At 61.1% G+C, this 14,390-nt stretch carries 11 protein-coding genes and 2 pseudogenes; 10 read left to right on the top strand and 3 right to left on the bottom strand.

All coding sequences use genetic code 11. From position 1 onward, the window contains the following. The 7 genes from QX039_RS22855 to QX039_RS22825 all read left to right on the top strand — a co-directional run bounded on the left by QX039_RS22855 (window position 1) and on the right by QX039_RS22825 (window position 8,145). Entirely contained in the window at window positions 1-2,529 is a 2,529-nt protein-coding gene (locus QX039_RS22855) for an arsenate reductase (azurin) large subunit (RefSeq protein WP_315736017.1), read from the top strand. Window positions 2,530-2,617: 88 nt separating this feature from the next. Beyond that, window positions 2,618-3,049 (top strand): DUF2478 domain-containing protein, encoded by a 432-nt coding sequence (locus QX039_RS22850; RefSeq protein ID WP_315736015.1) that lies wholly within the window; start codon window positions 2,618-2,620, stop codon window positions 3,047-3,049. A gap of 98 nt (window positions 3,050-3,147) precedes the next feature. Continuing rightward, a complete protein-coding gene (locus QX039_RS22845) occupies window positions 3,148-3,900 on the top strand; it encodes a DUF4336 domain-containing protein (RefSeq protein ID WP_315736012.1) in 753 nt (250 codons plus the stop codon). Between the two features lie 78 nt (window positions 3,901-3,978). Then, window positions 3,979-4,296: a metalloregulator ArsR/SmtB family transcription factor gene (locus QX039_RS22840; protein WP_315736010.1), complete on the top strand. Its 318-nt coding sequence runs from the start codon at window positions 3,979-3,981 to the stop codon at window positions 4,294-4,296. A 48-nt stretch (window positions 4,297-4,344) separates the two neighbouring features. Further along, entirely contained in the window at window positions 4,345-5,715 is a 1,371-nt protein-coding gene (locus QX039_RS22835; RefSeq protein WP_315736008.1) for an NAD(P)-binding domain-containing protein, read from the top strand. Beyond that, window positions 5,712-6,896 (top strand): MFS transporter, encoded by a 1,185-nt coding sequence (locus tag QX039_RS22830; RefSeq protein WP_315736006.1) that lies wholly within the window; start codon window positions 5,712-5,714, stop codon window positions 6,894-6,896. Before QX039_RS22835 ends, QX039_RS22830 begins: the two co-directional genes overlap by 4 nt. A gap of 64 nt (window positions 6,897-6,960) precedes the next feature. Next, window positions 6,961-8,145: an MFS transporter gene (locus QX039_RS22825; RefSeq protein WP_315737012.1), complete on the top strand. Its 1,185-nt coding sequence runs from the start codon at window positions 6,961-6,963 to the stop codon at window positions 8,143-8,145. A gap of 92 nt (window positions 8,146-8,237) precedes the next feature. Here the strand turns inward: QX039_RS22825 and QX039_RS22820 are convergent, their stop codons facing one another. Together QX039_RS22820 and QX039_RS22815 are read right to left on the bottom strand one after the other, a co-directional pair. Beyond that, entirely contained in the window at window positions 8,238-8,972 is a 735-nt protein-coding gene (locus QX039_RS22820) for a hypothetical protein (RefSeq protein ID WP_315736005.1), read from the bottom strand. Between the two features lie 275 nt (window positions 8,973-9,247). Next, window positions 9,248-9,433: pseudogene (locus tag QX039_RS22815) on the bottom strand (replication initiator protein A); the annotation flags it as partial. A 157-nt stretch (window positions 9,434-9,590) separates the two neighbouring features. Between QX039_RS22815 and QX039_RS22810 the strand changes: the two are divergent. Next, a complete protein-coding gene (locus QX039_RS22810) occupies window positions 9,591-10,241 on the top strand; it encodes a hypothetical protein (RefSeq protein ID WP_315773558.1) in 651 nt (216 codons plus the stop codon). A 511-nt stretch (window positions 10,242-10,752) separates the two neighbouring features. Further along, window positions 10,753-11,050 (top strand): annotated as a pseudogene (locus tag QX039_RS22805) (hypothetical protein); the annotation flags it as partial. A gap of 26 nt (window positions 11,051-11,076) precedes the next feature. Here QX039_RS22805 and QX039_RS22800 read toward each other — a convergent pair. Then, entirely contained in the window at window positions 11,077-12,015 is a 939-nt protein-coding gene (locus QX039_RS22800; protein WP_315773556.1) for a LysR substrate-binding domain-containing protein, read from the bottom strand. 423 nt (window positions 12,016-12,438) lie between these two features. On the opposite strand from QX039_RS22800, the gene QX039_RS22795 reads away from it, so the two are divergent. Continuing rightward, complete coding sequence (locus QX039_RS22795) at window positions 12,439-13,812, top strand: MFS transporter (protein ID WP_315773554.1); 1,374 nt, start codon at window positions 12,439-12,441, stop codon at window positions 13,810-13,812. The last annotated feature ends 578 nt before the right edge of the window (window positions 13,813-14,390 follow it).

Raw genomic sequence — 14,390 nt, 5'->3', positions numbered from 1 at the left:
ATGACCTATAAGCGCCAGACCGACCGCCTCCCGATCATCCCGGCGGATGCCAAGGAGCACAACGTCACCTGCCACTACTGTATCGTCGGATGCGGCTACAAAGCCTACACCTGGGCGATCAACAAGCAGGGTGGCTTCGATCCGAAGTCCAACAAATTTGGCGTCGACCTGTCCAAGCAGCAGGGCGCGGAGACCGCGGCCTGGTATTCGCCGTCCATGTACAACATCGTCAAGCAGGACGGTAAGGACGTTCACCTCGTCATCAAGCCGGACACGGACTGTGTCGTGAACTCCGGTCTCGGTTCGATCCGCGGCGCGCGGATGGCCGAGAACCACACCTCCCAGCAACGGAACACCCAGCTGCAGCGTCTGACCGACCCGATGGTCTGGCGCTATGGCTCGATGCAGCCGACGAGCTGGGATGACGCGCTCGATCTGGTGGCGCGCGTCACGGCAGCTGTGATCAACGAACAGGGCGAAGACGGCCTCTTCGTGTCGATGTTCGACCACGGCGGATCGGCCGGAGGATACGAGAACACCTGGGGTACCGGAAAGCTCTACTTCGGCGCCATGAAGATCAAGAACGTCCGCATTCACAATCGGCCCGCCTACAATTCCGAGGTGCATGCGACGCGCGACATGGGCGTCGGCGAGCTCAACAACTGCTACGAGGACGCCGAGCTTGCGGACACGATCGTGGCGATCGGCACCAATCCGCTCGAGACCCAGACCAACTACTTCCTCAACCATTGGATACCGAACCTGCGCGGCACCACGATGGACAAGAGGAAGAAGGAATTCCCCGGCGAACCCGTCGAGGCCAGCCGGATCATCATCATCGATCCACGCCGCACCGCGACTACGGCTGCCTGCGAAGCCGAGGGCGGGAAGGATCGTGTCCTCCACCTCGCGCTTGAGCCTGGCACGGACCTCGTGCTGTTCAACGCGCTTCTGACCTACGTGGCCGACAAGGGGTGGATCGACAAGGAGTTCATCGCGGCAAGCACGTTGCCCTCGGGTCAGGCCGCCGGTCTGATATCGCGGCCCGGCGGCACGCCGGCCGATCAACCGTTGACCGATTTCGCGTCGGCCTTGGCTGCGAACCGCACGTCGATCGAGGACGCGGCGAAGATCACCGGGCTCCGCGGAGAGGACATCGTCAAGGCAGCCCAGTGGATCGCGGAGCCGAAGGCCGGCGGCAAGCGCCGGCGGACGATGTTCGGATACGAGAAGGGCATCATCTGGGGCAACGACAACTACCGCACCAACGGCGCCATCGTGAACCTCGCGCTCGCGACCGGCAACGTCGGCCGGCCGGGCGGCGGAGTCGTGCGCCTGGGCGGCCACCAGGAAGGCTACTCGCGTCCATCCGACGCCCATGTCGGGCGGCCGGCCGCCTACGTCGACAAGCTCCTCATCGAGGGGCGCGGCGGCATCCATCACATCTGGGCCTGCGACCACTACAAGACGACGCTCAACGCGTTCAAGTTCAAGCAGGTGTACAAGCGCCGGACGGACATGGTGAAGGACGCCATGAACACCGTGCCCTGGGGCGACCGCAAGGCCATGGTCGACGCCATCATGGTCGCGATCCGGCAGGGCGGCCTGTTCTCGGTCGACGTCGACATCGTGCCGACCCAGATCGGACAAGCCTCCCACGTCTGGTTGCCTGCAGCCATCTCCGGCGAGATGAACCTGACATCCATGAACGGCGAACGACGAATGCGGCTGACCGAGCGCTACATGGATCCGCCCGGCAACGCGATGCCGGACTGCCTCATCGCCGCCCGGTTTGCGAACACGATGGAGCGCGTGCTGCGCGAGCAGGGCAATGCCTCCTACGCCGATCAGTTCAAAGGGTTCGATTGGAAGACGGAGGAAGACGCCTTCAACGACGGCTACCGCAAGCACGAGAAAGGCGGCGATAACGTCACGTATGCACGCCTCCGCGCGATGGGCACGAACGGCTTCCAGGAGCCATCTGTCGGCTTCGCCGACAACAAGATCCAGGGAACCAAGCGACTGTACACGGACGGAAAGTTCTCGACCAAGGACGGCAAGGCATTCTTCATGGCCGCGCCCTGGCGCGGGCTTCAGGCCGCGGGCAAGGCCGAGCAGAAGGCCAAGTACAAGTTCCTGGTCAACAACGGACGGACCAACCTCGTTTGGCAGAATGCGTTCATGGATGCCCAGAATGACTTCGTCATGGACCGGACGCCGTACCCCTTCATCGAGATGAACCCGAACGACATGAAGGAGCTCGGCCTGGGCGAAGGCGATCTGGTCGAGGTCTATAATGATGCCGGTTCGACCCAAGCGATGGTCCAGCCAACGCCGTCGGCGAAGCCAAAGCAGACGTTTATGCTCTTTGGGTTCCCGACCGGCGTGCAGGGCAATGTCGTCAACGCCGGAGTGAACGAGCTCATCATTCCCAACTACAAGCAGACGTGGGCGGACATCCGCAAGATCGCTTCGGCTCCCGAGACGACGAAACGGCTATCGTTCAAGTCGCCCCACTACAAGGCGTAGAGAACCGGGGCCGGGCGGCGGGAGCCGCCCGGCCCCGATTCAAGTGTGTTGATCTCGGTCATGTCGCTGCCGGTCAGCCGAGGTCAACATGGTGCCGGGCTCCGCAAAATGCCGGATGCTCGACCTGTTGGACCTTCGCACCGGGGAGCGGGCGAGGATCACCCAGGATCGCGGAAGCGAGTCCCGCGGCTGCAAGCTGGACGAACAGGCCCTGCTCTCGATGGCGCATTGCATAGAATCCGCGATCAGGGATGCAGTGGATCTCGTCGTCATCAGTCGGTTTGGCAGAGCCGAGGCCGCAGGACACGGGCTGCTCGCTTCCTGCGCGGACGTCGTCTGCGCGGGAACCCCGCTCCTGACGGCGGTGCGGGAGCCCTACGTGGAACGCTGGCGCCAGTTTCACGGCGGCTTGGGAGCTGAGCTCCCCTATTCGGCCGAGGCCGTTCTTGCCTGGTTCGACGCGATCCATCGCACTCCACAACACCGGGAGCAGAGCGTGCACGCTGAACCCGCCGGATAGAGGTGCAATCGATGCCGCCCCGCTAAACCTGCGCCGGCTCTAGGTCTTGAAAGGCGAGAGGGCTATAATCGGCGGCCCGGAACACCCGGCAGACCGCCATGTCGCGTACTCCATCGCTGTACGACCCGATTAACGAATACAAGCCCTTCGCGCCAGGAATCGGGGTCGTCGACGGGCCATTCGAGTACCTGACGATGGCTGGCGTGACGCTGCCACTGCCGTTTTCGACGCGCATGACCGTCGTGCAGCTTCAGAATGGTGAACTATTCCTCCATTCACCCATCGCGCTCGATCTCGAACTCGCGCGCCACCTACGATCGATCGGTTCGATCAGCCATCTCGTATCACCAAACCAATTTCACTATGCTCACATCGGGGAGTGGTCGCGAGCATTCCCCGATGCCACTACGTGGGGGTCTCCGGGCGCACGCCGACGCGCACGGGCGCGAGGAATTGACGTGCGGTTTGATGATGAGCTTACGTCGACGCCGCCGCCGGCGTGGGGAGGTGAAATCGACCAAACTGCCATCCCAGGAGGCATTTTCGGAGAAATCGTCTTCTTTCACAAGGCGTCCAGAACGCTCATTCTCACCGATACGATCATCAACCTTGAGCTGGACAAGATTAGCGAGCCCTGGCGCTCGGCTGCGCGCCTCACGGGAATGTACCATCCCAATGGCCAGATCTTTTTCGGAATGCGCTTGCCACTCTTGTTGCACCGAAGAAGAGCCCGAGCCGCAATTGACAGAGTCTTGTCTTGGGACCCCGAGCGCATAATCGTGAGTCACGGGCGGTGCTTCGAGGCGAATGGCCGTCAAGTTCTCGATCGCTTCTTCGCCTGGTATGCCTGAGAGAACCAGAGCACGCGCTATTTCGAAATTTCTAGAAATACCGTTGACTCTTCCTGCGCGCCGGCGCATATTTGCCACATGAAGATCGAAGACGTCGCAGCGCGCCTGGAAGCGCTTGGAAACCGGACCAGGCTCCAGATCTATCGGGCCCTCGTGAGAGCCGGCAGGGCCGGTCTGCCGGTCGGCCGGCTCCAGGAAAAGCTCAAGATTCCTGCGTCCACGCTGTCGCATCACATCAAGACGCTGGTCTCCGTCGGCCTGATCACGCAGGTCCGCGAATCCACCACGCTCGTTTGCCACGCCAACTACGAGATCATGCGCGGGTTGGTCGACTTCATGGCGGCCGAGTGCTGCGCCGACGAAGTGGAGTGCCGGAGCAAGAAGCCGGCGGCTTGATTTCTGGTCGATTAATATTCGATAATTCTAGAAGGATAGGAGACGATCATGACGGAGAAGAAGAAGGTGGCGATCGTGGGGGCAGGCCCCGTCGGTCTCGCCGCGGCTGCGCACGTTCTCGAGCGCGGAATGGAGCCGATCGTGCTCGAGGCCGGACCCGAAGCGGCACATGCCGTTCGCCAGTGGCAGCATGTCCAGCTCTTTTCGCCCTGGGAGTACAATGTGGACAAAGCCGCGCAGCGCCTGCTCGCGCCGACCGGATGGAACTCTCCGGACCCTCAATCCTACCCCACCGGCGGCGAGCTCATCGACCGCTACCTGGAGCCGTTGGCGACGAAAACCGCGCTCCGCGAGTCGATACGCACCTCGAGCCGCGTGACCGCGATCAGCCGGGTCGGATTCGACAAGGCCAAGACCAAGGGTCGCGAGGGCGCTCCTTTCGAGATCCGCTATCAGAACGGCAAGGGGCCCGAGGTGCTGCGGGCTGATGCCGTCATCGACGTGTCTGGCACCGGGTTCTCTCCCAATCCCGCGGGCGCAAACGGTCTGCCCGCCCTCGGAGAACGGGAGTACGGGGGCAAGATCACCTACGGCATGCCGGACGTCCGCGGCGCCGAGCGAGCCAGATACGCTGGGAAGGCGGTCGCCGTCCTCGGCGCCGGCCATTCGGCCGTCGGTACGCTCATCGACCTCGCCCACCTCGCCGAAAAGGCACCTGGCACTGAGCCGGTCTGGCTCTTGCGCGGCGCCGACCCTGCGAAGGCGTTCGGCGGCGGCCGCAACGACAAGCTCGCGGCACGCGGCGAGCTAGGCGCCGCCTTCGCCGCGCTCGTCGCCTCCGGCAAGGTCCGGGTCGAAGCCGAATTCGGCGTCACGCACATCTCGGAAGTTGAAGGCCGGCTACGGATCGCGACCGGCGCGTGCTGCGGGGCGCGTAGCGTGGTCGCCGATGAACTGATCGTCTCGACGGGCTTCCGTCCCGACCTGTCGTTCCTGTCCGAACTGCGCCTAAAACTCGATCCGGCCATCGAGGCGCCCGTCGCTCTCGCTCCCCTCATCGATCCGAACGAGCATAGCTGCGGAACGGTACGCCCCCATGGTGCGCGCGAACTCGCACACGACGAGCCCGGTTTCTACGTGGCCGGCATGAAGTCCTACGGCCGCGCCCCCACCTTCCTCATGATGACCGGCTACGAACAGGTCCGCTCGATCGCAGCCGACCTTGCGGGCGACAAGGCCGCCGCGGCGAGGGTCGAGCTCGTGCTGCCGGAGACCGGCGTCTGCACGCGTGGAAGCGTCGCGGCGGCCACGCTCGCGACGGCCTGCTGCGGCGGCCCTCCCAAGGAGGATGCATCGGCCTGCTGCGGCGCCGACGAGGCGGCCAAGAAGACGGGAGCTTCGGGCTGCGGGTGCTCATGAATCGAATTCCTGCGGGCCAGGCTGCAGGTCCGGTCGCGGTCGTCGTTGCACTCGGCACCACGCAAACCATTGCGTGGGCCTCGAGCTATTACCTTCCGGCCATCCTCGCTGCGCCAATCGCGCGGGATTTGGGTCTTGCACCCACCCATGTCTTCGCGGCGCTCTCGGGCGCCCTCGTGATCGCGGGACTTCTGGGGCCACGGGTGGGGCATGCCATCGACACGTTCGGAGGCCGAGGCCTGCTCGCGGCCTCGAACCTTGTTCTGTCGGGCGGCTTGTTCGTGCTCTCGATCGCAGAGGGGCCAGCACTCCTGGTCGTATCCTGGGTGCTGCTCGGGATCGGCATGGGAATGGGCCTCTACGAGGCGGCGTTCGCAACGCTCGCGCGCATCTACGGCAGCAAGGCGCGACGCTCCATCACCGGCATCACGCTGATCGCCGGGTTTGCCAGCACCGTCGGCTGGCCCTTGTCGACGTGGCTGGATGCCCAATACGGCTGGCGAGTGGCGTGCCAGGCTTGGGTGCTGATCCATTTGGTCCTGGCGCTTCCTCTCAATCTCTACTTGCCGCGTGCCGCGCCCCTACGACAGGAAGCCGGGACGGTGGATCATCCTCAACTCCCCTCGCGTGAAAGCGAAACGTTCGCGATCGTGGTGCTGGCCTACATGTTCGCCGCCGTCGGGTTCGTCAGCTCGGGGTTTTCGGCCATCCTGCCGACGATGCTGGTGTCCCTGGGTGCCTCACCGGCTGCCGCGTTGTTCGCAGGAACGTTGGTGGGGCCCGCCCAAGTTGGTGCCCGGCTTCTCGAAGCGGGTTGGCTCGGTCGCTTCCACCCGCTGCTCTCGGCGAGACTTGCTACACTGATGAATCCCATCGGCGTCATCACGCTGATCCTGGGAGGTCCTCTGTTCGCGTCTGCCTATGCGGTCTTGTACGGCGCTGGCAACGGGATCATCACCATCGCGCGCGGCACGCTGCCGCTGGCTCTGTTCGGACCCGCCGGCTTCGGGAGACGCGTCGGCATGATTTCGCTTCCGGCACGGGCAACGGGAGCCGTCGCACCGCTCGCGATGGGGCTCATGGTGGAACATGTCGGTAGCGTCGCGCTGTGGGTCAGCGCTCTCGCATCGCTGTCTGCCTTCGTCGCGCTGTTGCTCCTGCAGCCTGGGCGAACCGCATGAATGCCCACAGAATCGAGGGGAGGCGAGCATCCGCAACTTGACCGGCCGGCCGCTGATCGCGGTGATGTGTCTCGGACAGGTGGGCAACCTGCTGCCGCACGTGACCCTTTCGGCAAATCTGGCTCAACACCTGATGCCGGCATGGGGGCTCAGTGCCGCCGAAGGCGGCTTGATGGCAAGCGGCTACGCCTTCGGCTACATGCTCGCGGTGCCCCTACTGACGACGCTGACGGACCGTATCGACGCGCGCTTGGTGCTCCTCTGCGGATCGGTCGTGAGCGGACTTGCGACCATCGCCTTCGGTTTGTTTGCGCAAGGATTCTGGTCGGGCACAATCATCTGGTCGATCGCCGGACTCGGCTTTGCGGGGGCGTACATGCCGGGCCTGAAGGCGCTCACCGACCGGCTCCCGGCAGGAAACAGTTCGCGTGCGGTCACGCTGTACACATCGAGCTTCTCGTTCGGGGTGGGTATCTCTTTTCTGGTGGCGCAGGTGGCGGCGGACAAATGGGGCTGGCCTGCTGCGTTCGTGATCACCGGAATCGGACCCATTGCAATGGTGATGGCGTGCGCGCTGATGGAAACTCGCCGACCGGAGCCCAAGACAGGGCGTCTTTTGAACTTCAAGCCGGTGTTCGCCAACCGAGAGGCACTCGGCTACATTTTCGGCTACGGTGCCCACTGTTTCGAACTCTACGGCATCCGTACCTGGCTCGTAGGTTTCTGGACGTTCGTGGTTGCGCACCAGGACGCGCCATCATGGCTGTCGCCAGTCGTAGTGAGCTTCTTCTTTGCAATCATCTCGATGCCCGCCAGCATTTTGGGCAACGAAGCCGCGCTGAAGTTCGGGCGGCACCGTGCGATTATCGCGGTGATGATCACGTCCGCCTGCGTGGCGACCATCATCGCCTTCAACGTAACCGCCCCGGCCTGGGCGCTGGTGCTGCTGCTGCTGATCTACGGCGTAACGGTCCCTGCCGACTCTGGAGCGTTGACCGCGGGAATGAGCGCAGCGGCCGACCCCAATTATCGGGGAGCCACGTTGGCGCTGCACTCCACTGTGGGCTTCGGGTTGTCGGCCCTCGGAGCCTGGGGCACGGGCGTGGCCCTCGACGCGGCGGGAGGACCCCAGAGCGCCGGCGGGTGGTGGCTTGCCTATATGATGCTGGCTGCCGGGATTCTCATGGGCCCGCTTGCGCTGCTCCTGTCCCGGGCGGCTCGACCGAAGAGGCACGTCCCTGCGCAATAGGGCGAAGCACCTCGAGCGCCCTGGGCTTCTAACGATTTTGATCACCTCCACCAGTGTGATCAGGGAGAGTTCCTTGTGCTCCGGTCTCGTATCTACATCGCGCTCGCGCGCATTTGTCGCGAGTCGGCGCTGACGCGCGGAGACACGAACCAGATCCAAGCCACGACCTGGAGCGCGAGATTGAGAGCAAAGGCTGTCCGATAGGCGATTTCGGGATAGTGTCCCGCTTGAGGTGTCCAATACTGAAGTACAACGCCGGTCGCGTATTGCACAACGAAGGCCGCGGCAATGTGGAACAGATTCAGCGCGCCGTTGGCCCTTCCGGCGAGCTGTTTCGGGAAATACTCGGCCAGAGTCGCGAAGCTCAGCACTGTAGCCGCGCCGACGGCCGCTACAACGGCCCACTGCAAATATGACGGCAAGGGCAAGCGCAGGATCAATTCGAACTGAGTTGCAATAAAGACAGCCGCAACAAGCCCCAGGAGCACCTCCGGTCCAACACCGCGCCTTCGCAGCCGATCGGTAGCGACCCCAAGCAGAATGGCACCCAGGCTGAGCGCGGCCGCCATGGCAAACAAATGAAATACCACGCTCGCACGATCGAGGCCCTCAACGTCCTTGAGCCACTGCGCCGCCCAGAGCCGTTGGAGAGCCCAGGCCGTTCCAATGCAGGATGCCGAGAGCGGCGCAACGCGCCAGAATCGCGGATCGGCATAGACCTCTTTCAAACCGGCTGCGACCGCGCCGCCCGGAACTGCAGTCCTCTCGGGCACGATCAGATAAATCGTGAGCGCACTGGCGACAGTCAAGCAGACCAAATAGTTCACGCCAACCAATCCACTCCAGCAACAGGTCGGCCGGCAATGTCGCCGTGACCGCACCCAGCGCGCCCAGCATCACCATCAAGCCGTTCAGGAGCGGGACGCGATCCCGGGAAACCAGAGAACGAGTGGCACGGGGATTTTTGGCCGCTTCTGCCAACCGCGCAGCCATGCCCTCGGAGAGGTAAATGCCAACTCTGGGTTTCATGAGAGAGACTTGCTCTGAGAGCGACTAGAGAGTCGTTAGTCGTGCAAACAAATCACGCTGGCATCAGCGGTCTGGTGCCGCGGCCGACGAAGGTCAGGATTTCGTAGGGCGTTGCCGCCATCAGACGGGACGTCTTCAGTCCGCCATCGCGAGCTTCAACGATTTGCGAAGCAGCCCAGATCAGGACGTCGGCGTCCCAAATAGTCGCCATGCCGTGCTCCGGAACGGCTTCGACACGAATGCTGATCTCGCCGGCGCGAAGAGCACCAATCCATGGGATGAAGTTGCCGCGTGATTAAATGGACTCGCAGTGACCACTCTGCGTATCAAGTACGTATACGAGGACATGGATCGACACGGTAATGTGTCGCCGGTGTTTCCAGCGCAATCGAGGACCCAAGATCCGACTTCGTGCCGTGCCAGGTACCGACGAATTCGGGAGAGAGTACCAGGCCGCTCTGAATGGCAAGATCGAGCCCAGAGAGACCGAACAACCGCAGGGCACGCGCGCGAAGAATGGGTCGCTGCGATGGCTGATTGAGCAATACTACGCCTCGGCGGAATTCACGAGACTCGACACCAGCACCAAGTCAGCCCGACGCGGCATTCTCGATAATTTGTGTAGCGAACCGGTCTCGGACGAGATTTCGAATTTGATCGGTTCCTTGCCCTACGCCTCGATGCCGAGCAGCAAGGTGCGCGCGCTGCGCGATCGCAAAGCGGAATTTCCCGAGGCTGCCAACGGTCACATCAAGGCGCTGCGCCAAGTCGTCAAGTATGCAATCGCGGCGGAGCATCCCGGCGCCGAGCGAAATCCGGCCCGGGATGTGCCGTACATGAAGACCGGATCGCAGGGCTTCCACACTTGGACGATTGCTGAAGTGCTGCAATATGCCAAGAAGCATCCAATCGGCACCAAGGCGCATCTCGCACTCGCGCTATTCTGTTCACCGGTCAGCGAAGATCGGACGTCGTTAAATTTGGCCGACAACACATCAAGAATGGCTGGCTTACGTTTACGGGCGCATGCATTGCGGCCGAGAACGGCGCGACCGAGAAGCAGCTGATGGCGATCTTCGGATGGCAGGCGATGAAGGACGCCGCGCACTATACCAAGATGGCCAACCAAAAACGTCTCGCCGCGAGCGCGATGCCGCTCCTGTCCCTCGATCAAACCGCGAACAATAGTCTCCCACTTTTGGGCCCGGTTGAAGAAAGTGGGAGTAAAAGGGGAAAAAACCGAGGAAGATCAAAGCCTGATTTGAGACATGGTGCCCAGGGGCGGGATCGAACTTTACGCTATGCAACTGATATACATAGAGTTTTTTGTTGCGTTTTTTTGGGTGTACCCGCCAGTGTACCCTACCGATTTCGAAGCGGCTGCTCAAAAGGCTATCCGGCAGCCGTTCGGGACCGAACGGCTCAGCGAGGCCTTTCGGCGAAGGGAAGCTGGGCATTCCGGGCGTGTTTTGCCTTAGCCCATGGCGTTTCAGGCGAGGCTCCGCGCCGTGGATCCCTGTCGCGCGGAACTTATTGTATGATCTTGGCTCGAAAACTACGGCAGGCGCATGATATGGCAACCATGACAACGCTCTCGCCGAAACCTCAAAGGCCTCTACAAGGCTGAGGTGATCGGCTCGGGCCATAGCGAAAATTCGAAGCCGTCGAGTTCGCGACCCTGGAATGGGTGGACTGGTTCAACAACGGCAGGTTCCTTGAGCCCATCGGCAACCTCCCGCCGGCCGAAGCCGAACAACGATACTACGCCATGCTGGACCAACCCGCCATGGCCGCGCATCGTAAACCAAATGGCCTCCGCAACCCCGGGGCGGTTCAGCCAGGTTCGGAAGCGCGCTCGACTTGGGGCTCAGTTTAACGGACGTCTCGCAACTCCGTACATTCCTACAACACATGCCAGTCGTTTGACATAGCGCGATCCGTGTCCTCGGCGGCCTGTGCGAGCCAGTTTACCAGCACTTTGGTGTGTGGATCTCCAATTCGATCCTGGCTCCAACGCGCAATGTGAACCTTGTTTGATAGTACATGAGGAGCGTTCGCTAGTGCGGGCACGAGGCGCCCGTCGCTGATTGCATCGGCGACGAGGAGAGAGCGGCCGATGGCGACGCCAGCCCCCTCCACAGCGGCGGTCAAGCAAAGGCCCATGTCCCCTAACAAAAGACCGTGCGGTTCGGTGCGCTTAAGCCCAAGTTTCCCGAACCAGTAGGCCCAACTCCATTCACCCTCAGGGGGATGACCTTTCTGTATCAATGGAAGATCGAGCAGTGCCGTTGGGTCCGACAAAGGCATGCCCTGAGGAAGAAGAGACGGGGCGCAGACCGGAAAGATACGTTCGCGTAGGAGCGGCTCTTGCAATGGCGTGGCGCGGGACTCTGCGAGAGTAGTCCACAATATCCGCACATCCAGCGGCGGTTCACCAACAGCCTCAGACTCAACAAGCCGGAAATCAATCTCTATTTCCGAGTTGGAATGGTGAAAGGCTCTCAACCGGCGAATCAACCACCATCCGGCTAACGACGAGCCAGCTCCCAAGCGCAGCATCTGTCGGGTCGATCTATATCTTAAGCTAGGCCCAAGACCCGCTATCTCGTCGAGGAGTGGGCCGAGCTCGCCCTCTAATCTTGCCCCGTCATCGCTCAATTCGACTCCTGGAGTGCGGCGTATCAAAAGTTGCATACCGAAGAATTCTTCAAGGCGGCGCACCTGATGACTGATTGCACTCTGGGTAACCCCCAGTTCGTCGGCCGCCCGCGTAAACGAGCGATTGCGGGCGACTGCGTCGAACGCGACAAGCGGGCCGAAGGGCGGCAAGCGACGGATCATTTGGGACCTCGCGTAACATGATACAGATTCATGCCGTTTTGAGAAGCGATCATTCGCGTCCTCCGGAGTTGTTCGGTATTTAAAGCGGTATGCCCATTGCGCCTTCGAGAAACGAACATTGGTCGCAAAGCCTGCATTTGTGCGACTGCAGAAGACAATCCGGGCCAGGCAGCCCGCAGCTGGGACCTTATCGTCTTGCGTTCCGAACCGGCTTTAATCACCTGGAATGCGTCGTCTTCCACTCTCGGAAGTTCTCCCGACGTGCGCGTTCTCCATCGGATCCGTTCATCCGCTAGAGCTCCGATAGCCCACACGAAATGTGGCAACACCTTCAGATAGGGGACGACATTGACCGCGGAAAGTTCGACCCGCTTAGACGAATCAACATCACTGCTGAACACGTTGGTTCCTACGATTGTAGGCATGGTATTATTCGTCGTGAATTTCGATATCACGGCAATCGTTATGGTGATGCCCCTCGTAAAGCAGGATCTGGCACTCGATGTCGGCGGATTCGCTTGGCTCATGGATTCTTACAGCATTGCGCTAACGGCCTTCTTGTTGTCCGCCGGAATTCTCGCCGACCGTTTCGGCAGACGCGTGATGTTGCTTGGTGGCAATGCCATCTTCCTTCTCGCGTCCCTCCAATGTGCCTTTGCTGGGGCTCAGATCTCTCTGATCATCGGCCGCGTAGGCCAAGGTATCGGCGCGGCCTTTATGATGTCCTCTGGGCTCGCAATAATTGGTAATCGCTACACAAATACAGCAAGTCGCGCTCGGGCGTTCGCCTGGACAGGAACAATGGCAGGAGTCGCAACGGCCCTCGGTCCGGCCGGAGGCGGCCTGATCGCGGACCTATTGGGATGGCATTGGGTGTTCTTAATCAACATCCCCATATGCCTATTTATTGCAATTGCCGCGATCATGGTAGTCGACGAATCTCGCGATCCAGCTAAGCGGAAAATTGATCTGCGCGGCATCGCGACGTTGAGTGCGCTGCTTCTTTCGGTCGTCTGGCTCCTGCTTCATGGCACACGCATCTCGACGTTCGAAATTCCCAGTTGGCTTGCAATTCTATGGGTACTGGCGCTCTTTGTCGCCTTCTGGTCAACTCAACGCTTTGGCACTCAACCACTTATAGAACTCGATATGTTTTCCAGCCGAACATTTGTTGGATTCTGTCTCGTGCCAGTTGCTTTGTCGGTCGCTTACTGGGCCGTGCTAATCTATCTACCCCTCTTCCTGCAAGAACGGTTGGGCCGCTCTTTTAGTGACGCTTGGGTTCTGATGCTAGCTGCAACCATGCCGATGGTTGCATTGCCCATGTTCTCCGCCCGCATTGCACTGGCAATGGAAGCAAGAGTCTTCTTTGGCGCCGGGCTTCTGATCGTCTCGATCGGCGCTTTTGTGATGGCCGTGGCGGCACAGATGCAGCATCTCGTCGTGGGCCTTGTTGGCATGGCCATCGCGGGGTGCGCAAATGGTGCACTCAATCCGCAACTAACGGCGAGGATCGTCGGATCTGTACGTCGCGAGCAGGCTGGAGCGGCTTCTGCGATAAGCGTAATTCTCCGTCAAGGTGGATTCGCTATCGGGATTGCGATGTTCGGTGCCGTGATGAGAACATCGTTGGAACAGCCCAATTCAATTTTGTCCGGTATCAACGTATTTGCGACGATATTTGCAATTGCCGCGATCGCTGCCGTGGTCGGCTCGGCGGCCGTTTTTGCCCTGATTGGACGGCATTCTTCGGATCGAGAGTTGCCATCCCCCAGCCGCAGTCAGCGTCATGGATGACGATAGCGAGCGTAAGGCCCGGTCGGAATAAGAATGAAAGAGAGCGTGAAACTGCGCCGCGAGCGCCAGAATGGTGGCGATCCACGACAAACTAGTACGGATGGCCATAGATTGTGAGCGCGACCTCTCGGACAAGCGGCATCTCGTTCAACATCGCGTATTCTAACAGTCTTATCTTTGTCAGCCTCACACGAGGAACGTCGCTCGGCGCAGAACGTCGAATACTCGAGGGGCCTCAGTATGCCCGCCGACTTCCTCTCTTCTCAATAATTTCCAGATTCGAATGCGATGTCGGCGTACAACACGTAATCAATCCTTCAACTATTGGACGCTCAAAGACCCCTATACAAGGAATCTTATACAAAGGCCGGAAGCATAGGACTGTCCGCACCTCTCGATCGCCTCAGCTTCTAGCTGGAGATCCGCGAAGAGTGCGGATCACCATCGTTCCAAGATCCGGAAGAGTCCATAACGCGTTTAGAATATTGGCAGCACCTCCTCAGCTACGAGATACTCGTCGCGTTCAGCCGTCAACGCCGGACTAGATGCGTTGGTCACCCAGGCTTGGTCAGAAACTC

This window comes from Bradyrhizobium sp. SZCCHNR1043, from assembly GCF_032489675.1.
In the GTDB taxonomy this organism is placed as follows: Bacteria; Pseudomonadota; Alphaproteobacteria; order Rhizobiales; family Xanthobacteraceae; genus Bradyrhizobium.
This window is presented reverse-complemented; position numbering and strand designations above follow the sequence as displayed.